This is a genomic window from Macrococcus sp. 19Msa1099, assembly GCA_019357535.2.
GTDB lineage: Bacteria > Bacillota > Bacilli > Staphylococcales > Staphylococcaceae > Macrococcoides > Macrococcoides psychrotolerans.
Genome location: CP079955.1, coordinates 1,244,361 through 1,265,652, shown reverse-complemented (window position 1 = coordinate 1,265,652; position 21,292 = coordinate 1,244,361). Strand labels below are relative to the sequence as shown.

Below are 21,292 nucleotides of genomic sequence, written 5' to 3'. Positions count from 1 at the left end.
TTCATGAAAATGAACCCGCTTTTATCATTTTAAAACTTAATTTTTTCATCTAAAAATGCTTTTACTTCGCTAATTGGCATACGTACTTGTTCCATCGTATCACGGTCACGAACTGTAACTTGATTATCTTCTAACGAATCAAAGTCAAATGTGATACAGAATGGTGTACCGATTTCATCTTGTCTTCTGTAACGTTTACCAATTGACTGACTTTCATCAAAGTCGATGGCAAAGTATGTGCTGAGTTCTTCATATACTTTCATCGCATCTGGTGAGAGCTTTTTACTCAGTGGTAAGATCGCAGCTTTATATGGTGCGAGTGCCGGATGGAAGTGCATCACTGTACGTGTATCTCCACCTTCTAATGTCTCTTCTTCAAATGCATCGCATAAGAATGCTAACGTTACACGGTCTGCCCCTAATGAGGGTTCAATACAGTATGGTACATATTTTTCGTTCGTTTCCTGGTCGTGGTAGCTGAAGTCATCTCCACTTGCTGCCATATGCGCTTTTAAGTCGAAGTCTGTACGGCTTGCGATACCCCATAGCTCACCCCAGCCGAATGGGAACTTATATTCGATATCTGTTGTTGCATTAGAGTAGTGAGATAATTCGTCTTCATCATGGTCACGAAGTTTCGTATTCTCTTCTTTAATACCTAAATCTTTCAGCCATTTCGCTGCAAAGTTCTTCCAGTATTCCTGCCACTCAATTTCAGTGCCTGGTTTACAGAAGAATTCTAATTCCATCTGTTCGAATTCTCGTGTTCTGAAGATAAAGTTACCTGGTGTGATTTCATTACGGAATGATTTCCCTACTTGTGCAATACCGAATGGAAGTTTCTTACGCATTGAGCGTTGAACGTTCTTGTAATTTACAAAGATACCCTGTGCTGTTTCAGGGCGTAAGAAAATCTCATTTGTAGATGATTCAGTGACCCCTTGGAATGTTTTGAACATCAAGTTGAACTGACGGATTTCAGTCCAGTTTGCTGTACCTGATACAGGACATACAATCCCTTTGTCATCGATAAATTGTTTCATTTCGTCAAAGCTCATACCGTCAGCGATAAAGTGTTCATCACCTTGTGCGTGCATATAATCTTCAATTAATTTATCTGCACGGTAACGAATCTTAGAATCTTTGTTATCGATCATAGGATCGTTAAAGTTAGATAAGTGACCACTCGCTTCCCAAGTTTTTGGGTTCATCAGAATCGCGGCATCAAGACCTACGTTATAAGGTGATTGCTGAACGAATTTTTGCCACCATGCACGTTTTACATTGTTTTTAAGTTCTACACCTAACGGACCGTAATCCCAAGTGTTAGCAAGCCCACCGTAGATTTCGCTGCCAGGAAAGACGAAGCCTCTGTGTTTTGCAAGATTAACAATTGTTTCCATGTTTTTTTCTGCCATAATATGACCTCCTATTAATTTAGAGTAAACAAAAAAGTCCCAAGGCAATCAAGCCTTGGGACGAGTATATAAACCCGCGGTTCCACCCAAATTAGTGTTTACTCACTTTTATAAATGTTAAGTTATGATATTGCGCCAATTATTCTGTTAAGCTCACACCACCCTTAACTCGCTTAATATGAATATATCATCTTTCTTACTAAGACTCAAGATGTTAGACATGTCATTTGTAAAAATTGCAGTTGATGGGTATAATAAAGTTATTAAATTGTGCATGTTTGGGGTGTTTACGATAGAACTGAATAAAAGGCAGGAAAAGATAATACAGATTGTAAAAAACAATGGCCCCATTACTGGAGAGAAGATTGCTGAGAAATTGAGTTTAACACGAGCAACATTAAGACCAGATTTAGCAATCCTGACTATGGCTGGCTACTTAGATGCGAGACCACGAGTGGGTTACTTTTACACGGGTAAGTCAAGCACACAGCTCTTATCAGCTTCTATTAAGAAGTTTAAGGTGAAAGATTTTCAGTCTATACCGGTCGTCATCCACGAAGACATTTCAGCTTATGATGCAATTTGTACGATGTTTCTGGAGGATGTAGGTACACTTTTTGTGACAAATCATGAAAATCATCTTGTTGGTGTATGCTCTCGTAAAGATCTGCTCCGTGCATCGATGGGTAATCAGGAGATTCATAATCTGCCGGTAAATGTCTTTATGTCCCGTATGCCAAATATTTCTGTATGTGTACAGGATGATCTGCTCATATATGCGGCAAATCTATTGATAGAGAAACAGATTGATTCGTTACCAGTTGTACAGAAGTCAGGAGAACATTATGAAGTGACAGGGCGTATCACTAAGACAACGATTACGCGTGCCTTTGTGTCACTAATTGAGGATGAATAGGGGATAAATTTATGAAAGAAATTAGGTTAATCATCGCATCGGATTCTGTAGGGGAGACTGCAGAACTCGTTACGAAAGCATGTGTATCTCAATTTAATCTACTTAATAATGTGATTGATACGATACGACTACCTTATATCGAGACAACCGAGAATGTTGATGAAGTTATTAATCTGTCAAAGGAACAGGAATCGATTGTTGTTTATACACTTGTTAAACCAGCGATCAGAAAGTATATGCAGCAGCAGCTTGAGGCTTTTGCTATTAAGAGTGTCGATATAATGGGTCCTTTGATGACAGTGCTGGTTGATGTTTTAGACGAGCATCCCTTAAATGAACCAGGTATCGTACATAAGTTAGATGAAGATTATTTCAAGAAAATAGAAGCCATTGAATTTGCCGTAAAATACGATGACGGAAGAGATGTGCGTGGTTTAGCTAAAGCAGATATCGTGCTGGTAGGCGTCTCTCGTACATCTAAGACGCCGCTAAGTCAATACTTAGCGCATAAGCGATATAAGGTAATGAACGTGCCGCTTGTACCCGAAGTTGATCCACCTGAGCAGCTGTTTGATATAGATCCATCCAAGTGCATCGCCTTAAAAATTGATCCAGCTAAGCTAAACAAGATAAGAGTGGAACGTCTTGCTCAACTTGGGTTAAAGAATGATGCGAACTATGCTAAGGATGACCGTATTCATGAAGAACTTGACTATTTCCATTCGATTGTCGATAGAATTGGATGTAAGGTGATTGATGTTTCGAATAAAGCGATAGAAGAAACAGCGAACGAAATTATTAAGATTGTTACTGAGAATCAACGTTAAAGAGGTGCATAATTTGCATATAGAGCCAGAGTTAATACATGAAATCCAACAGAAGAACGATATATTGGACGTTGTCAGTCAATATGTGAAATTAGAAAAAAGGGGACGAAACTACATCGGTTTATGTCCCTTTCATGATGAAAAGACTCCTTCGTTTTCTGTCTCGGTAGAAAAACAGATCTGCCACTGCTTCGGCTGTAAAAAAGGTGGTAATGTTTTTCAGTTTATAGAGCAGATTGAAGCCATCAGCTTTATAGAAGCGGTGAAGATACTAGGTGAGCGTGCAGGGATAGAAGTTAAGACTGACGACGGTACGCCTCAAGCAGATAATGAACAGAGCAAGATGATTGCGATGCATGAAGCGATGGCACATTATTATAACTATGTGCTTAAGGCGATTGAACAAGCTGAGCCGGCACTTAAGTATTTGTATTCAAGAGGATTTACAGATGAACAGATTGCACGTGAGAAAATAGGTTATAGTCCTAACGTGTCAACATTTACCCGTGATTATTTAAAGAATAAAGGCTATGATGAGGCACTTGCCTATGATGCAGGTCTGCTGAGTCGTAATGAAGAAACGATATCCTACTTTGACCGGTTTAGAAACCGTATCATGTTTCCTATCAAGGACTTCCGCGGTAAAGTTATCGGTTTTTCGGCGCGCTCGATTGATGGGAGCGAACCCAAGTATTTAAACAGTCCTGAAACTTTAATTTTCCAAAAAAGAAATGTGCTTTATCACATTGATGTTGCAAGAAAACCGATTCGTAATCAAGATGAAGTTATTTTGCTGGAAGGATTTATGGACGTCCTTAAACTTAATGAAACTGGAATATTAAACGCGATTGCAACGATGGGTACGGCACTTAGCCGTGAGCATATCCTACAGCTGAAGAAACTGGCATCGAATATTACATTGATGTATGATGGCGACCGAGCGGGTATCGAAGCCACTCTTAAAATCGGTAAGCAGTTAAATCAAGAAGGTATGAATGTATTTGTTGTACCGATGAAAAAAGGATACGATCCTGATGAGATGATTACAGAACTTGGAACGGATAAATTTTTAAGTTATTTTAATCATAATAAGCTTACTTATGTGAGCTTTTATATGCGCCATTATCTCGATGAAATTAAGAATAATGATCTTGCCTATGAAAAACATTTGAATAACGTTATCGAAGATGCTAAACTAATGAATTCCGAGCATTTACAGAAAAAAGTATTGCATGAAATCACCGAGTTGTTTAATGTAGACTTTGACAGCTTAAAATTCAAAGTACAGAAGGATAATAGAAGACAAGCGCGTATGCCGACATTTGAAAGTGAGACACTGTCACGACAATTGTTAGCTGAGCGTACTGTGCTGAAATATTTTATGAATGATCGTATGCTTTTTATGCAATTTGAAGATCAGATTACAGAAGAGCATTTTAGCGTCAAAGTTCATGAGATGATTTATAAAGCATTAAGTGGGTACTATAAAATAGAAGAGACATTTATGCTAAGCAAATTCTCATCACATGTTCCACATGAATGCCATGAAACTTGTCTGAAAATTGATGCTATGCTCGTAAATCATGAGCCTTCTATCGAAGAAGTCAATGATTACCTTTATGTCTTTCAACAGGAACCGAAAGAAATAGAACAGCTGCAATCGTTAAAGGCACAACTTAGCGATGCTGTAAGTACAGAGGATCATGAAAAGCGTGCGCAGCTTATGCGTGAAATTATTAATTTACAACGACAAAAGAAACAGTAGATTCTACAGGGGGTTAAACATTATGGCCAAAAAAGAAACGAAAAAAAATAAAGACGATGTATTATTAACAATTGACCAGGTTAAAGCACAGTTGATAGAGACTGGTAAGAAAAATGGTCATCTCAGTCACGAAGAGATTGCAGATAAACTGCAGAACTTCGAAATGGATTCTGATCATATGGATGAATTCTTTGAAGCAATTGCTGAGAATGATATTACATTAATTAATGAAAAAGATGCACAAGATACGGACGACAAGATTAATTTAAACGATCTTTCAGCACCACCAGGTGTTAAGATTAATGACCCTGTACGTATGTATCTAAAAGAAATTGGTCGTGTAAATTTATTAAGTGCAGAAGAAGAAATTGAACTTGCGAAACGAATTGAACAAGGTGATGAAGAAGCGAAAGCGAGACTTGCAGAAGCAAACTTACGTCTTGTGGTTAGTATTGCGAAGCGTTATGTTGGGCGTGGTATGCTGTTCCTTGATTTGATTCAGGAAGGAAATATGGGTCTTATAAAAGCGGTTGAGAAATTTGACTTTACAAAAGGCTTTAAATTTTCGACTTACGCAACGTGGTGGATTCGTCAGGCGATAACACGTGCAATTGCTGACCAGGCACGTACAATTCGAATTCCGGTTCATATGGTTGAAACAATCAATAAATTAATTCGTGTACAACGTCAGTTACTGCAAGATTTAGGTCGTGATCCTTCTCCAGAAGAGATTGGCGAAGAAATGGATCTGCCAGCAGAAAAAGTAAGAGAAATCTTGAAGATTGCTCAGGAACCAGTTTCTCTTGAAACACCGATTGGAGAAGAAGATGACAGCCATCTAGGTGATTTCATTGAGGATCAGGATGCACAAAGTCCCGCAGATCATGCAGCTTATGAACTTCTGAAAGAACAGTTAGAGGACGTACTTGATACCCTGACGGACAGAGAAGAAAATGTCCTGCGCTTAAGATTTGGACTAGATGATGGTCGTACACGCACACTTGAGGAAGTTGGTAAGGTGTTTGGAGTAACACGTGAACGTATCAGACAGATAGAAGCAAAGGCACTCAGAAAGTTACGTCATCCATCAAGAAGTAAACGCTTAAAAGATTTTATGGATTAATTAAATTAAATTGTGAAAAGTCTTTGACAATCCTACTTTTTAATATAAAATAGATATGTATATGGTGAATTTAAAGGGAGGTTAATTGAATGAATCGTAATCCAGTGATACCGTTTATACTTATTATGCTTATGGGTGTAGGTCTTATTTTCTTTATGTCAGCACACGGTGCAAACAAAGGAGAAGAGAAGGGCGAAGACGGTGCTAAAACTGAACAGAAATTTGATGCAAAAACATTTGCTAAAGACAACTGTACTTCTTGTCATGGTCAAAACTTAGAAGGCGGTATGGGTCCTAAATTAGCGGGGAACTCTAAAGACGCAGGTGCTTTAAAGAAAGTTATCCGTGAAGGTAAAGGTGCGATGCCAGCACATGACGAAGCAACAATTTCTGATAAAGATCTAGATACTTTAGTTAAGTATCTTAAAGATGGTGCTAAATAATAATTTACAATATGAGAGGATGGGACAACGTTGTCTCATCCTCTTTTAGATTGAATGAAATGAAAGGATAAACGCGATGATAAATAACAGATTATTGGCAGTTGCAACATATATCAATCACGAAAAATTAGCAGATATCGGTTCAGACCATGCGTATCTTCCGATATATGCAATAGAACAAGGCAAAGTAAAAAGTGCTGTTGCAGGTGAAGTTGTAAAGGGTCCATTTATGTCAGCAGTAGAAAATGTAAAGAAGTATGCACTGGACAGTAAGATAGATGTCAGACTTGGAGACGGCCTTGATGTAATTGAGCAGAATGAAGTAGACTGCATTACCATTTGCGGGATGGGTGGTCCATTAATCAGTGAGATTTTAAATAACGGTAAAGGAAAACTTACACATTATCCGACACTTATACTGCAAAGTAATATTCATACAGAAGCAGTTAGGCGTAGATTGATAGCATTAGGCTACATGATAAAAGATGAAGTCATTATGAAAGAGCGTAAACACGTATACGAAATTATCGTTGCTGAACGAAATGATATAGACGTAACGTATAATGAAAGAGAGTTAAAGTTTGGTCCGGTGTTATTAAATAAAAAGGACGATGTTTTTAAAGAGAAGTGGTTACGTGAGTATCATCATCTGCAAACAGTATATGAAGCGATAAAATTAGAAGAAAGGCACTCTGAAAAAGCATCACAGCTACTGAACGATATTGAAACTCTAAAGGAGGTCTTAGACATTGAAAATTTGTGAATTACAGCAGATTATTCATAACGAAATTCCGAAGTACACAGCGGAATCCTGGGACAATGTTGGACTATTAATCGGAGATGAATCGACAGAAGTGACAGGGGTTCTGACAACATTAGACTGTACAGAGGAAGTTATTGATGAAGCAATTACGTATGGTATCAATACAATTATTTGTCACCATCCGCTTATTTTTAGCGGCATAAAACAAATTAATGCCGGAGGATACGGCAATGTCATGCGCCATGCAATTAAGCATGACATTCAAGTGATTGCGATGCATACAAATTTAGATAACTACAAATATGGTGTGAGTTATATGATCGGTAAACAAATTGGTTTGAAGGATCAGACGATTCTGTTACGTGAATCTAGAAAGCTTTGCAAATTACAGTTGTTTGTACCGAATGATCATGCCGCGCAAATGAAAGGTGCATTAGCGCAAATTGGTGCCGGACAAATTGGAGAATATGCACATTGCTTCTATACAACAGAAGGTACAGGAGAATTTATGCCATTATCAAGTGCAAATCCATTTGTAGGTAAGAAAGGTGAGATCCATTACGAACAGGAAATGAAGATTGAGTGTGTATTTGAACCTCAATTAAGGCAGCAAGTAGAGAAAGTCATTATGGATGTACACCCGTACGAAACGCCTGCATATGATATATTTGAATATGACGTTCCGGCAGATTATGGTACGGGGACTATCGGTAGGATTGAAGAAATGAAGGTTCACGAGCTTGCTGAAATTTTAAAAGATAAGCTTGATATTCCGTCTGTTAAAGTAATTGGTAATTTAAATGCCCAGCTTACGTCAATTTCTATTATTGGTGGTGCCGGCGTATCGTATATGGATCAAATTGCAGGACGAGCTGATGTGTTTTTAACTGGGGATATCAAGTACCATGAAGCACATGATTTACTGATGAAAGGACAAATCGCAATTGATATCGGTCATTATAGTGAATATGTAATGAGAGAAGGACTGAAAGCGATAATTCATGGCCTGATACCTGAAATTACAGTTATCGCATCAACGACAAATACTAATCCGTTTAATGAAATATAAATAAAAGTGCCATCGTCTACTGACGATGGCACTTTTGTTAATCTAATATTTTGACAGGGGCTGCGTTTTTAATTTTAGGTAAGATCTTTTCAACTGGTACACCAGACGTTTCAGGTATAGGAGTAATATTTAGTGGATCATAGCCTTTAATATAGTCAATCACTTCTTTAATGATCGGTGTAGGTGTAGAAGCTCCTGCTGTAACTGCAATCGTTGATTTTCCCTCAAGCCACTCTAACTTTAATTCACTGATATCTGAAATACGATAGGCTTCGGTATGTGCGATTTCTTTTGAAACTTGTGCGAGTCTGTTAGAGTTATTACTTTTAGGGTCACCGACAACGATTAGAACATCCGCACTTGGAGCCTGATTTGCAACGGCTTCCTGTCTCACTTGTGTTGCGAGACATATTTCTTCATGCACTTCAATATGCGGAAATTTCTCTTCTAAGTCTTCCATCAGATGTTTAACATCCCACTGACTCATTGTTGTTTGATTTGTTACAATGAGTTTCTGATCATTTAATGATTCAGGTAATTGTTCGATATCCTGCTTGTTTTCTACAAGGTGAACGATATCCGGAGCAACACCCACTGCTCCTTCAGGTTCAGGGTGACCTTTCTTACCGATATAGATGACATGATATCCGTCAGCTTTCTTACGACGAATCAATGTATGTGTATTTTCAACATCTGGACAAGTGGCATCGATACAGACAAGGCCTTTTTCTTTTGCAAGACGTTTTACTTCTGGACTTACACCATGTGCTGTGAAGATGACCGTTCCAGTTTCAATCTGTTCTAAGATTTCAAGTCGGTTAGGACCATCCAATGTAATAATGCCGTCACTTTCAAATGCATCTGTGACATGTTTATTATGAACGATCATACCAAGTATATAAATAGGACGTGGTAGGGTTTTGTCTAAGGATGCGTTACGTGCGATGACCATTGCATCGACTACGCCATAACAATAGCCACGAGGTGTAATTTTAATGATTTCCATTATTGTGCCTCCAATTCATGAATCAGTACCATTATCATACCATTTATAATATGGTTTTAAAAATGTTTACTTTCTTTTTAGTAATGTTTCCTATATAATACATTAGATGAAGAAAAAGAGGAGGATTATGATGGACAAACACCCATTTGAACATTTTGAACTTGCACCATATTTAATAGAAGCGGTGAAGGATCTAAATTTCAACCAGCCCACAGAAATCCAGAGAAGAGTTATTCCAAAATTAAAAAAAGAAACACATTTAATCGGACAATCTCAAACTGGTACAGGTAAATCACATGCATTCCTGTTGCCGTTAATTAATAAAATTGATAAAGATTTAATTCAGCCGCAAGTGATTATTCTAGCGCCGACACGTGAACTTGCAAAACAATTATATGATGCAAGTGAACATCTTATTTCCTTTACTGAAGGCATTAAAGCAGGCCTATACATCGGAGGAACAGATAAGAATAAAGATATACAGAAATCAAAAGTACAGCCACAAATCGTAATTGGCACACCAAACCGTATTAAAGATCTAGCTGAGGAAAATGTACTGCATATTCATTTGGCGAATGCAGTGGTAATTGATGAAGCGGATTTAATGATAGATCTTGGATTCTTACCAACAGTTGATAAAATTGCTGCGAACGTATCACGTGATGCTCAGATTGCTGTCTTTTCAGCAACGATTCCTAAAGCATTACATCCATTTTTAAACAAATATCTATCAAAGCCGGAATTTATCGAAATCGAACCAGATAGTAAGACGAATAAGAATATTACCTTCTACCTCGTTCCAACAAAGAGTAACGACAAAAAAGAGAAGCTAGTGAGCGTTATGAACACGTGTAACCCATATTTAGCCATTATCTTTGCGAATAGTCGTGACCGCGCAGATGAACTTGCTGAGTACTTACAGGATCAAGGAATGAAAGTAGGTATCATGCACGGAGGACTGGCACCTCGTGAACGTACTCAGATGATGAAACGTGTCAAGAACTTAGAATTTCAATATATTATAGCAAGTGACCTTGCAAGCAGAGGGATTGATATTGATGGTGTAAGTCATGTATTTAACTATGATATTCCAAAAGATATCGATTTCTTCACACACCGTGTAGGGCGTACAGGACGTGGTAATTACACGGGCGTTGCGATCACACTTTACACGCCTGACGAAGAAGACTTAATCAACCAGATTGAGAAAAAAGGGTTCTCATTCATTCATTCGGATATTAAAAATGGTGAACTTACAGAAATTAAGGATCGTACTGAGCGTAGAAGTCGTCAGAAAAAAGAAGATAATATTGAAAAATCTTTAGTTCATAAAGTGAAAAAGAAAAAGAAAGTAAAACCAGGTTATAAGAAGAAGTTCAGATATGAATTAGATAAGGTTAAACGTAATGAAAAGAGAGCGCACTCCAAACGTGTAAACAAGCAGAACAGAAAAGGTTAAGGTGAAACTTATGTTAATCGGATCACATGTTTCAATGAGCGGAAAGAAGATGCTCCTGCAGGCATCAGAAGAGGCGGCAAGCTACGGTGCTTCTACCTTTATGATTTATACAGGTGCACCTCAAAATACTCGACGTAAAGCAATTGAAGACTTAAATATTGAAGCAGGACAGGCACATATGCAAGCAAACGGTTTATCAAATATTGTTGTCCACGCACCATATATTATCAATATTGCAAATACAGTAAAACCTGAAGTATTTGCTTTAGGTGTTGAATTTTTACAAAAGGAAATCGAGCGTACTGAAGCACTTGGTGCAAAAGATATTGTGCTGCATCCAGGTGCACATGTAGGAGCTGGAGAAGAAGCAGGTATTAAGAAGATCATCGAAGGTTTGAATGAAGTTTTATCGAATAATAACGATGTGCGTATTGCACTTGAAACAATGGCGGGTAAAGGCTCTGAATGTGGTAAATCATTTGAAGAACTTGCCGAAATTATTTCAGGTGTAACACATAATGAACGACTCTCTGTATGTTTTGATACATGTCACACACATGATGCGGGATATGATATTATCAATAACTTAGATGGGGTATTACAGGAATTTGATGACGTCGTTGGATTAGATCGTATTAAAGTTGTGCATGTGAACGACAGCAAAAATGTTACAGGTGCAAGAAAAGATAGACATGAAAACTTTGGTTTCGGAAATATTGGTTTTGATGCATTAACAAAACTCGTTTATCATGAAGCATTTGAAAATATTCCTAAGATTCTAGAAACCCCTTACGTTCAAGTTGGAGACGATAAGAAAAATAAAAAACCGCCTTATAAATTTGAAATCGATATGATTAAAAGTAGAACTTTTGATCCTGAATTATTAGAAAAGATTAAATTGCAGTAGAATTTGACAATAGAAACAGGGATTAATCTATGATTAATGCTTGTTTTTGTTTATAGAAGGATGAGGATATGGAACCCGTATTTGAAATTAAAGATGTATCTTACAGTTATCCAGATAAGAAAGCGTTATCCCATATTAATATTAGTGTCTATCAAGGTGATTTTCTGGCAATTGTGGGTCCGAATGGGTCTGGGAAATCAACTTTGCTGAAACTGATACTTGGTATCTTGAATTTGCAGGATGGCAGTATTCTGATGAATGGTACGGACATTCGCAAGCTAAAGAATCGTACGGGCATTGGTTACGTGTCACAAAAATCAAATGCAGGGAATTCAGGTTTCCCGGCAAATGTTTTTGAAGTTGTAAGAAGCGGTTTAATACAGATAAAACCTATGTTTAAAAGATTTGACAAGAATGATCATAAAAAAGTGGATGACATTTTAAGACGTCTCCATATCGATCAGCTAAAAGATAAAAATATATCTGATCTTTCTGGTGGACAACAGCAGCGTGTATATATCGCGCGAGCCTTGATATCAAATCCATCGGTGCTTGTGCTCGATGAACCGACAGTAGGGATTGATGCAAAAAATGTGGCGGAATTCTATGCGTTACTTGAACAGCTGAAACAAGAAGGTATCACAATTCTACTTGTCTCCCATGATATTGGTGTAGTTGTTGATACAGCAACACAAGTCGCTTGTCTCAACGAACATCTGCATTTCCACGGAACAACACATCAATTTAAATCGCTTGATGAAGTAGAAATTTCTAAAATTTATGGTCATCCTGTACAGTTCATCGATCATAGTGGACATGATAGGGAGTGCTGTTTATGAGTCTGATTGATGCGCTAATAGAATTTGACTTTATTCGTTATTCATTTATATCTGGAATCCTGATTGGATTACTTGCACCATTAATAGGAACTTTTATCGTTGTCAGAAGACTGTCATTAATAGCGGATGCACTCAGTCATGTTACACTTGGTGGTATCGCATTTGGTATGTTATTGACTAAAGTATTGGCATTTACGATTAATCCTGTATGGACGGGGATATTATTTTCAATTGCAGGTTCACTTATGATCGAAAGATTACGAAGTGTCTATAAACATTATCAGGAGCTTGCAATTCCGATAATTATGAGTCTTGGTATCGGATTGAGTGTTATATTTATTTCTTTTGCAGATGGTTTCAATCAGGATTTATTCGGCTATTTATTTGGAAGTATCAGTGCAGTAACGTTCAATGATGTTGTAGTCATCTTTTCTATTTTTATAGTCGTAGTGTTGTTTATTGGACTGCTGTACAAAGAATTATTCATCCTTTCATTTGATGAAGAATATGCTTCGATTATTGGCGTGCCAAGGTATGTACATATTTTGTTTATGCTTATGGTCGCGCTTGTTATCTCTGCATCTATGCGTGTCGTGGGAATACTGCTAGTATCTAGTTTAATTACGTTACCTGTCGCTAGTGCCATGCGACTGACAAGAAGTTATAAAGAACTGATGGTATGGAGTGTCGTCATCGGTGAATTTGCTGTTATTGCTGGTTTAGTAACAGCATTCTATCTTGATATAACGCCAGGCGGTGTTATTGTCATGTTACTTGTAGCGATTTTGATATTATCGATTATAATCAAGAAAAATAAAGAAAAAGCAGGTAGTTTAAATGGAAATTAATGATGCAATTCAAATATTGAAGGACAATGGGCACAAATATACTGACAAAAGAAAAGATATGATTACTCTTCTGCATGATAATAGTAAATATTTAAACGCTAAACAGATGCAGCAAGCTCTGAACGATAAATATCCTGGTATTTCATTTGACACAATTTATCGCAACCTACATCTATTTGAATCATTAGGGATTATAGAAACAACTGAGTTAGAAGGAGAGAAGAAGTTCAGACTTGCCTGTAGTCATCATCATCATCATCATTTTATCTGCAGGCATTGTGGAGATACGCGTGTTGTGGAACATTGTCCAATTGAAATATTTAAGGATGAACTTCCGGATGTTGAAATAGAAAGTCATAAAATTGAACTCTATGGATTATGTGAAAAATGCAAATAAAAAAGATGCCGAGAGGCATCTTTTTTATTTTGTATTAAAATGTTGTTGAATAAGTCGATTCGTTTCAATCCAGGAGTGCACACGAAACACATCTTCAGGTAACTCTGCCTGGTTGTATGGTGTATCAAACAGATAGACCGGAATATCAAGCGCCTGTTGAATATCAAGTGCATTATCAAGTTTATCTTCAAAGAAAGCATCTACCTTTAGATTGCGCGCCGCTTCAATTTTATTATGCGAACCTGTAAGTTCGATATGGTGATAGGGGATATTATGTCTATCAAACCAATCATAGGTGATATCTGTTAGTAAAGTATGTCTTGCACTGATAAAGAATAGCTCAAATTGTTCTGACCACTGTCTTAATATTAAATCCGCATCTTTATGCACAGGCGAATCTTTATATAAAGCACGCTCGTTTTCTTTGAACCACTGTGCAACTTCATCATTGCTAATGCCTAGTACAGTTGTTAGTTCGTATGCAGTAATATCTTCGTACTTAAAGTGGGGGTTAAAGGATTTCTGAAGATATGGGACAAGTGCTGTCGGACATGTGACAGTACCATCAATATCAATGCCAAATCTTATTTTATTTTTCTGCATTCGCTAACTTTTCTGCTTCCTGTTTTTTAAAGTATTCTTCAGCAAGTTTGTCGATTTCCATCTTCAATTCTTCAACCATTGTCTCTTCAGGCACTTTTCTTACCGTCTTACCTTTCATAAACAATAATCCTTCTCCACGTGCCCCTGCGATTCCAATATCAGCTTCTCTTGCTTCTCCCGGGCCATTTACAGCACACCCTAATACTGCGACTTTGAGCGGTGCTTTGATCGTTGAAATGTATTCTTCAACTTCGTTGGCAATTGAAATTAAGTCGATTTCAATACGACCACAAGTAGGACATGAAATAAGCGTTGCTGCATTACTTGCCAGACCGAAAGATTTCAGTAGTTCTCTCGCCACTTTAACTTCTTCTACAGGATCTGCAGATAATGAAATACGTAACGTGTTACCAATACCTAAACTCATAATTGCACCGAGACCTGCTGCCGATTTTACAGTCCCTGCAAATAATGTTCCGCTTTCTGTAATACCTAAATGTAGCGGATAATCAAATGCTTGCGCAGCTTTTGTATATGCCTCGATTGCTAAGTTAACATCACTTGCTTTCATCGAAACGATAATATCATGGAAATCCAGGTCTTCTAATATTTTAATATGATGCAGTGCACTTTCCACCATACCATCTGCTGTAGGATAACCATATTTTTTCAATATATGCTTCTCAAGCGAACCTGCATTTACTCCGATACGAATTGGAATACCTTTCGCTTTACAAGCTTTTACAACTTCTTCAACTTTTTCACGGCGACCGATATTTCCCGGATTGATACGAATTTTATCTGCGCCACCTTCAATTGCGAGCAATGCAAGTTTATAGTCGAAATGAATATCGACGACTAATGGAATATTAATTTGTTTTTTGATTTCTGCAATTGCAAGTGCATCTTCTTCTTTAGGACAGGCTACACGGACAATTTGGCATCCCGCTTCTTCAAGACGTTTGATCTCTGCAACTGTAGCTTCAACATCATGTGTCTTCGTTGTCGTCATACTTTGGATTACAAGTTCATTTGAGCCCCCAATAGTAAGATCACCGACTTTAACCGGGCGTGTATTTTTTCTATGTGTAATTTCAGGCATTATAATTCTCCTTCATAATTTAAACTTATTAATTACTATCCTTACTAGAATAACACTTCTATTATATAGTTGGAAATCAAATTTGTTTAGCTTTATGCTTGTTTTTCGGTAGATTCTTGATAGTTACTAGGTTAAGTATTATTAAAGCAATCCATGAAGCTATTGTTAAGACGACAGAGTTTAGGATAATACCGAACAGCAATATTAAAGTAGGCAGTGTGAGCAAGAATGTATTGATTTTCAGCCAGTTCATATAGCGTGATTTTTTGTTTGATTTATTTGAAATGATATGGCTGACTATGCTTATGATGATAATCTTTAATATAATAATTACATATTGGGAACTGATTATCAGTATTGCCAGGATGAAGAAATAAAAATAAATCGAGTCTGTAAATGTTTTAAGAAACTGAATCAATGTCTCCTTATCCTGGAACATATTGATGTTTGAATATTTTACACGTGAGCTTTTACTGATTAAAATTTCATCCTTATCTAAGATGATAAAGTTTGAACGTGGCTGTACATTTTTTTCGGTGAAAAATAAAGTGACTGCACTCAGTTCAATCTGCTTTTCCTGTGAAAGGATAAGCGAGTGATCTACAACTTTAAAATCTGGAATAGCAGAAAGTTCCTCATGACTAATATGATTAATAGACTGAAATGTTTGAAAATAATTAATCATTGCTGGCGAAGACATGGCTATTGAAAGTATCAATATATGTAGTAAAATATATCTCATCTTGACAATTCTATATAAAGGATATCGTTTTGGCTGGAATAAACGTTTTAGATGTTGTTTATACAATGGATTACCTCCTGACTTCTATTATTTTATCAGAAATCGTCTCAAAATAAGCAAACTATTTGAGAACATTCGATGAAATTGATACTATTTAATTGTAAACAATTTTCGTAAAACACAGGAGGATGATTTATTATGGCATTTGAACTACCAAAATTAGAGTATGCATATGATGCATTAGAACCACACATCGACAAAGAAACGATGGAGATTCACCATACAAAACATCATAATACTTATGTAACGAAATTAAATGATGCAGTGGCAGGTACGGAGTTTGAGAATGTATCTATTGAAGATTTAATGAAGAGAATTGATGAAGTTCCTGCAGATAAGAAAACTGCTGTAGTTAATAATGGCGGTGGTCATTATAATCACTCATTATTCTGGACATTACTTGCTCCAGGTAAAGAAGCAAAAGGCGAAGTTGTTGATGCGATTGAATCAAAATTTGGGTCTTTAGATGCATTTAAACAAGAATTTGCTGATGCTGCAGCTGGTCGCTTCGGTTCAGGCTGGGCATGGTTAGTTGTTAATAACGGAGAGCTTGAAGTAACTTCAACGCCAAACCAGGAGAATCCATTAATGGAAGGTAAAACACCAATCTTAGGATTAGATGTTTGGGAACATGCTTACTATTTAAACTACCAGAACAAACGTCCAGATTATATCGCAGCATTCTGGAATGTTGTTAACTGGGACAAAGTAAACGAATTATACTTAGCAGCGAAGTAAAGTTTTTAAAACACCGTTCTTATGAACGGTGTTTTTTTATGTTTATTATAGAAAACTGACAGCATTTCATATATTATAGAAGGATAATGTATCAATGGGGGATTTTTTTTGAAACGTGTTAAACAGGAATCCAATGAACTAAAGCAAAAACGAATGACTAATCGAAGAATCGGCGTCATTTTTATGGCAATTGTTTCCTTGCTTATAATTCTTGTATTAAGATTAGGTTATTTGCAGATTGTAAAAGGTGAAGCGTATCGACAGGCAGTAGATAATAATGAAAATATTGAAGTCAATGAATCAGTACCACGTGGAAGAATTTATGATAGGAATGGTAAACTACTAGTCGATAATACATCAAAAAAATCAATCACATATACAAGAGATCGTATGACGACGAGTAAAGAAATATTAGTCGTTGCAAAGAAACTGCAAAAGATAATTGATATGCCAACAGGGGCACTCACTCAAAGAGATAAGCAGGATTTCTATATATTGACGCATAAAGAAGCGATAGATCAATTGATGAAGAAAGAGAATACGTTACTTAAAAATGGAGAAATTACTGAAGAGACTTATAACACAGCGCTCTATAAAAAATTAACGGAACAGCAAATCAATAAACTATCGAAAAAAGAACTGCAAGTCGCTGCAATTTATAGAGAAATGTCTAGTGGCAGCCAATTAAGTCCACAAATAATAAAGAATGAAGATGTTACAGAAAAAGAATATGCATTGGTATCTCAGAACCTAGGAGAGTTACCGGGCGTCAATACGTCTATGGACTGGGATAGAAAGTATTTATATGGTGATACGCTGCGTACTCTGTTTGGTCGTGTATCCTCTAAAGAAGAAGGATTACCTAAGGAACTTACAGATTATTATTTAGCGAAAGGGTATTCTAGAAATGACCGAGTTGGGCAAAGCTACCTAGAATATCAATATGAAAATGTCCTGCGCGGTAAAAAGAAAAAAATGAGGTATATTACGAATAAATCAGGTAAGATTATCGATTCAGAAGTCCTCGCAGAAGGGTCCAGAGGAGACGACCTCGTTTTATCCATCGATATAGAATTGCAGCTCAAAGTAGAAAAATTAGTCGATAATAACATTCGAAAACTGAGAAGCATGGGTGCTAGAGATATGGATAAAGTACTGGTCGTTGTACAGGATCCTCATAATGGAGATATATTGGCGTTAGCAGGCCGTCAGATTGATAAATCAGGTAAGATAACCGATTATCATTATGGCACATTCACTTCACAATATGCAGTAGGGTCTTCGGTTAAAGGTGCTACGTTACTCACAGGATACAGTAATGGCGCAATTAATGTCGGAGAGACGATGACGGATGAGCCGTTAGTATTTAAAGGTGGGATACAGAAACGTTCTTATTTTAACCAAAGTGGGAGTCTTGCTATTAATGATAAGCAGGCATTGATGCACTCATCAAACGTCTATATGTTTAAGACGGCGCTCAAACTTGCTGGACTCGATTATTCATCTGGAATGAGCTTACCAGATGATATAACTGAGGCAGGGCAGAAATTAAGAAAAGGTATGAACCAATTTGGTTTAGGTGTAAAGACAGGCATCGATCTGCCGAATGAAGTGACAGGACAAACTGGTATTCTAAAAAATAATCCAGGGAATTTTCTGGATTTAGCAATTGGACAGTATGATACATATACACCATTACAGCTTTCTCAATATGTATCTACAATTGCTAATGACGGGTATCGTATTCAGCCGCATATCGTCAGAGAAATTAGAGGAGCGTCTAAAACAGGTAAAATAGGTCCCATTAAAAGTCACTTTAATGGAAAAGTGTTAAATAAGATTAATAATACAGATAAAGAAATTGAACAAGTAAAGTCTGGTTTCGAAATGGTCTTTAACCAAGCAGAAGGGACAGGATATGCTAGTTTTAATGATACTGCTGTTAAAGCTGCAGGTAAAACAGGTACAGCTGAAGTAACTCAAGATGGTGAAGCTCGAGTAAATTCAACATATATAGGGTATGCGCCAGTGAAAAAACCTGAAATGAGTTTTTCTATCATTTATACGAATCAGCCAGTACCACCTCCATGGTTACCAGGTGGAGATCTAGGTAAAGAAATTATCAATGAATACTTTAAAGATAAAGAAGCAGCCGATAAATAGTCGGCTGCTTTTTAATTTGTGCGTTCTTTACAAAATATTTACAATACATTCACTCTAAATTAACAATAAATCTATATAGTTAGAAATGTAATAACAAATCAAAAAATTTATTCGTCTTTATATTAGGAGGATTCTTAACAATGAAAAAGTGGCAATTAGTAGGATCAACAACTGTTTTAGGTACTGCATTATTATTAGGTGCATGTGGTGGTGCAGCTGAAAATTCTGACTCAAAGAGTGAAGATAAAGCCACAGACACAGCAGCTAAAGATGTTAAAGGTGAAGTAAATGGTGACGGATCGTCTACTGTAGCTCCTGTTACTGAAAAAATTAACGAGCAATTCAATGCTGAATATCCAGATGTTACTGTTTCAATCGGTACTTCAGGAACTGGTGGTGGTTTCGAGAAATTTATCGCTGGAGAAACAGATTTCTCAAATGCATCTCGTGATATTAAAGATGAAGAGAAGAAGGCACTAGAAGATAAAAAAATCGAGTATACTGAATTCAAAATTGCAAGTGACGGTTTAACTGTTGCAGTTAATAAAGAGAATGACTTTGTTGAGTACTTAACGTTTGATGAGTTGAAAAAAATCTATTCTGGTGAAGCGAAAACTTGGAAAGATGTTCGTGCTGACTTCCCGGCTGAAGAAATTAAAGCATTCTCTCCAGACCAATCACATGGTACTTACGACTTCTTCAGTGAAGAAGTTTTAGATAAAGGTGAAATTACAGCTGAGAAAAATGCTGATACTAACGTTATCGTTAAATCTGTACAAGATAATAAAAACGGTGTTGGATTCTTCGGATATAACTTCTACCAAGAAAACAAAGATAACTTAAAAGCGGTTAAGATTCAAAAAGAAAGTAAAGGTGAAGGTGTTGAAGCAACTGAAGAAACGGTTAAAGATGGTTCATACCCATTAAGCCGTCCTTTATATATCTATGCGAAAAACGAATCACTTAAGAGTAATGAAGCATTTAAAACATTTATGAAGTTTACTCTAGATAATGCTAAAGATGCTTCTAAAGAATCAGGTTATGTGTCTTTAGAAGATAAAGTTTATGAAGAAGATCTAAAGAAATTAGAAGAAGTTAAATAGTTAATAATATATAAGAAATTTTTCAGGGACGAAATTTTTCGTCCCTTTTTAAAATGAAGGAGTCAATGCTATGGAAAATAAAGTATCTGTACAGGAATTGATTCAGCAGCGTCAAAGTAAAGGTTCTAAAAATATTATCGAGAAATTTATCCCGATAATACTTGCTGTAATTGCATCTATTTCTATATTAACTACAATTGGGATTCTGATTACATTATTAACTGAGACGATTACTTTCTTTACAAGAGTATCATTCAGTGAATTTTTCCTTGAGAAGACATGGAATGCTTTCGGACAGGATCCAAAATACGGAATTATCTCTTTAATTTTAGGAACATTGAAAGTAACACTTATTGCGACAATTTTTGCTGTTCCGGTTGGATTAGGCGCAGCGCTTTACTTAAGTGAATATGCAAGTGACAAAGTAAGAAGAATCATTAAACCAATTTTAGAGATTCTTGCAGGGATTCCAACAATTGTATATGGATTTTTTGCATTAACTTTTGTTACACCGATGCTTCGTTCTGTTTGGACAGACTTAGGTTCATTTAATGCAATCAGTCCTGGTCTAGTCATCGGTATTATGATTGTGCCAATGATTGCGAGTCTTTCTGAAGATGCGATGAGTGCAGTACCACAAGCAATTAGAGAAGGGGCGCTAGGACTAGGTTCAACCCGATTAGAAACGGCGCTTAAAGTTGTGTTTCCAGCTGCCTTATCTGGTATTTTAGCATCAATCGTCCTCGCTGTATCACGTGCAATTGGTGAAACGATGATCGTATCACTTGCAGCAGGTAGTTCACCAGAATTCTCATTAGATTTTACAAATTCATTGCAGACTATGACAGCATTTATCGTACAAGTTGCTACTGGTGATGCAACATTTGGTTCAGATATTTACTATAGTATCTATGCAGTTGGATTTACATTGTTTGTATTTACATTAATTATGAATATGATTTCACAATGGATCACAAACAAATTCAGAGAGGAGTATTAGA

The 21,292-nt window shown here is 36.7% G+C and carries 21 protein-coding genes; 16 read left to right on the top strand and 5 right to left on the bottom strand.

Annotated elements, in window-relative coordinates; translation table 11 throughout:
* Positions 1–29 precede the first annotated feature (29 nt).
* Positions 30–1,418: a glycine--tRNA ligase gene (locus tag KYI10_06615; protein QYA32066.1), complete on the bottom strand. Its 1,389-nt coding sequence runs from the start codon at positions 1,416–1,418 to the stop codon at positions 30–32.
* Between the two features lie 274 nt (positions 1,419–1,692).
* Between KYI10_06615 and KYI10_06610 the strand changes: the two genes are divergently transcribed.
* The 7 genes from KYI10_06610 to KYI10_06580 all read left to right on the top strand — a co-directional run bounded on the left by KYI10_06610 (position 1,693) and on the right by KYI10_06580 (position 8,324).
* Positions 1,693–2,334, top strand: a complete 642-nt coding sequence (locus tag KYI10_06610) for a helix-turn-helix transcriptional regulator (GenBank protein QYA33927.2) — start codon at positions 1,693–1,695, stop codon at positions 2,332–2,334.
* An 11-nt stretch (positions 2,335–2,345) separates the two neighbouring features.
* On the top strand, positions 2,346–3,161 hold the full coding sequence (locus KYI10_06605; GenBank protein QYA32065.1) for a pyruvate, water dikinase regulatory protein: 816 nt from the start codon (positions 2,346–2,348) through the stop codon (positions 3,159–3,161).
* Positions 3,162–3,174: 13 nt separating this feature from the next.
* Positions 3,175–4,926 (top strand): DNA primase, encoded by a 1,752-nt coding sequence (dnaG, locus tag KYI10_06600; GenBank protein QYA32064.1) that lies wholly within the window; start codon positions 3,175–3,177, stop codon positions 4,924–4,926.
* A gap of 22 nt (positions 4,927–4,948) precedes the next feature.
* Positions 4,949–6,049, top strand: a complete 1,101-nt coding sequence (gene rpoD / locus KYI10_06595; GenBank protein QYA32063.1) for an RNA polymerase sigma factor RpoD — start codon at positions 4,949–4,951, stop codon at positions 6,047–6,049.
* An 89-nt stretch (positions 6,050–6,138) separates the two neighbouring features.
* On the top strand, positions 6,139–6,492 hold the full coding sequence (locus tag KYI10_06590; protein QYA32062.1) for a cytochrome c: 354 nt from the start codon (positions 6,139–6,141) through the stop codon (positions 6,490–6,492).
* Positions 6,493–6,568: 76 nt separating this feature from the next.
* The gene (locus KYI10_06585) at positions 6,569–7,255 is read left to right on the top strand and encodes a tRNA (adenine(22)-N(1))-methyltransferase TrmK (GenBank protein ID QYA32061.1); all 687 of its coding nucleotides are present in this window, start codon (positions 6,569–6,571) and stop codon (positions 7,253–7,255) included.
* On the top strand, positions 7,242–8,324 hold the full coding sequence (locus tag KYI10_06580) for a Nif3-like dinuclear metal center hexameric protein (GenBank protein QYA32060.1): 1,083 nt from the start codon (positions 7,242–7,244) through the stop codon (positions 8,322–8,324). Before KYI10_06585 ends, KYI10_06580 begins: the two co-directional genes overlap by 14 nt.
* Before the next feature lie 37 nt (positions 8,325–8,361).
* On the opposite strand, the gene KYI10_06575 is transcribed toward KYI10_06580, so the two are convergent.
* Positions 8,362–9,330, bottom strand: a complete 969-nt coding sequence (locus KYI10_06575) for a 4-hydroxy-3-methylbut-2-enyl diphosphate reductase (protein ID QYA32059.1) — start codon at positions 9,328–9,330, stop codon at positions 8,362–8,364.
* A gap of 130 nt (positions 9,331–9,460) precedes the next feature.
* Here KYI10_06575 and KYI10_06570 point away from each other — a divergent pair, with 130 nt between their 5' ends.
* From KYI10_06570 to KYI10_06550, 5 genes are all read left to right on the top strand, one after another.
* Positions 9,461–10,789: a DEAD/DEAH box helicase gene (locus KYI10_06570; protein ID QYA32058.1), complete on the top strand. Its 1,329-nt coding sequence runs from the start codon at positions 9,461–9,463 to the stop codon at positions 10,787–10,789.
* Between the two features lie 10 nt (positions 10,790–10,799).
* Positions 10,800–11,696, top strand: a complete 897-nt coding sequence (locus KYI10_06565; GenBank protein QYA32057.1) for a deoxyribonuclease IV — start codon at positions 10,800–10,802, stop codon at positions 11,694–11,696.
* A gap of 68 nt (positions 11,697–11,764) precedes the next feature.
* Positions 11,765–12,535, top strand: coding sequence for a metal ABC transporter ATP-binding protein (locus KYI10_06560; GenBank protein QYA32056.1), 771 nt, complete (start codon positions 11,765–11,767; stop codon positions 12,533–12,535).
* 2 nt (positions 12,536–12,537) lie between these two features.
* Positions 12,538–13,383 (top strand): metal ABC transporter permease, encoded by an 846-nt coding sequence (locus tag KYI10_06555; GenBank protein ID QYA33926.1) that lies wholly within the window; start codon positions 12,538–12,540, stop codon positions 13,381–13,383.
* A complete protein-coding gene (locus KYI10_06550; GenBank protein ID QYA32055.1) occupies positions 13,373–13,780 on the top strand; it encodes a Fur family transcriptional regulator in 408 nt (135 codons plus the stop codon). The genes KYI10_06555 and KYI10_06550 overlap by 11 nt, the downstream gene beginning before the upstream one ends.
* A 24-nt stretch (positions 13,781–13,804) precedes the next feature.
* Here KYI10_06550 and KYI10_06545 read toward each other — a convergent pair whose 3' ends face one another.
* The 3 genes from KYI10_06545 to KYI10_06535 form a co-directional block, all read right to left on the bottom strand.
* A complete protein-coding gene (locus KYI10_06545) occupies positions 13,805–14,383 on the bottom strand; it encodes a hypothetical protein (GenBank protein QYA32054.1) in 579 nt (192 codons plus the stop codon).
* Positions 14,370–15,476: a flavodoxin-dependent (E)-4-hydroxy-3-methylbut-2-enyl-diphosphate synthase gene (ispG, locus tag KYI10_06540; protein ID QYA33925.1), complete on the bottom strand. Its 1,107-nt coding sequence runs from the start codon at positions 15,474–15,476 to the stop codon at positions 14,370–14,372. The genes KYI10_06545 and ispG overlap by 14 nt, the downstream gene beginning before the upstream one ends.
* Positions 15,477–15,561: 85 nt before the next feature.
* Positions 15,562–16,293: a DUF1189 family protein gene (locus tag KYI10_06535; GenBank protein QYA32053.1), complete on the bottom strand. Its 732-nt coding sequence runs from the start codon at positions 16,291–16,293 to the stop codon at positions 15,562–15,564.
* Between the two features lie 132 nt (positions 16,294–16,425).
* Between KYI10_06535 and KYI10_06530 the strand changes: the two genes are divergently transcribed.
* The 4 genes from KYI10_06530 (at position 16,426) to pstC (ending at position 21,291) form a co-directional block, all read left to right on the top strand.
* On the top strand, positions 16,426–17,025 hold the full coding sequence (locus KYI10_06530) for a superoxide dismutase (GenBank protein ID QYA32052.1): 600 nt from the start codon (positions 16,426–16,428) through the stop codon (positions 17,023–17,025).
* Between the two features lie 153 nt (positions 17,026–17,178).
* Positions 17,179–19,188: a penicillin-binding protein 2 gene (locus KYI10_06525; GenBank protein QYA33924.1), complete on the top strand. Its 2,010-nt coding sequence runs from the start codon at positions 17,179–17,181 to the stop codon at positions 19,186–19,188.
* A 140-nt stretch (positions 19,189–19,328) separates the two neighbouring features.
* A complete protein-coding gene (locus tag KYI10_06520) occupies positions 19,329–20,291 on the top strand; it encodes a PstS family phosphate ABC transporter substrate-binding protein (protein ID QYA32051.1) in 963 nt (320 codons plus the stop codon).
* Positions 20,292–20,361: 70 nt separating this feature from the next.
* The gene (gene pstC, locus KYI10_06515; protein ID QYA32050.1) at positions 20,362–21,291 is read left to right on the top strand and encodes a phosphate ABC transporter permease subunit PstC; all 930 of its coding nucleotides are present in this window, start codon (positions 20,362–20,364) and stop codon (positions 21,289–21,291) included.
* The last annotated feature ends 1 nt before the right edge of the window (position 21,292 follow it).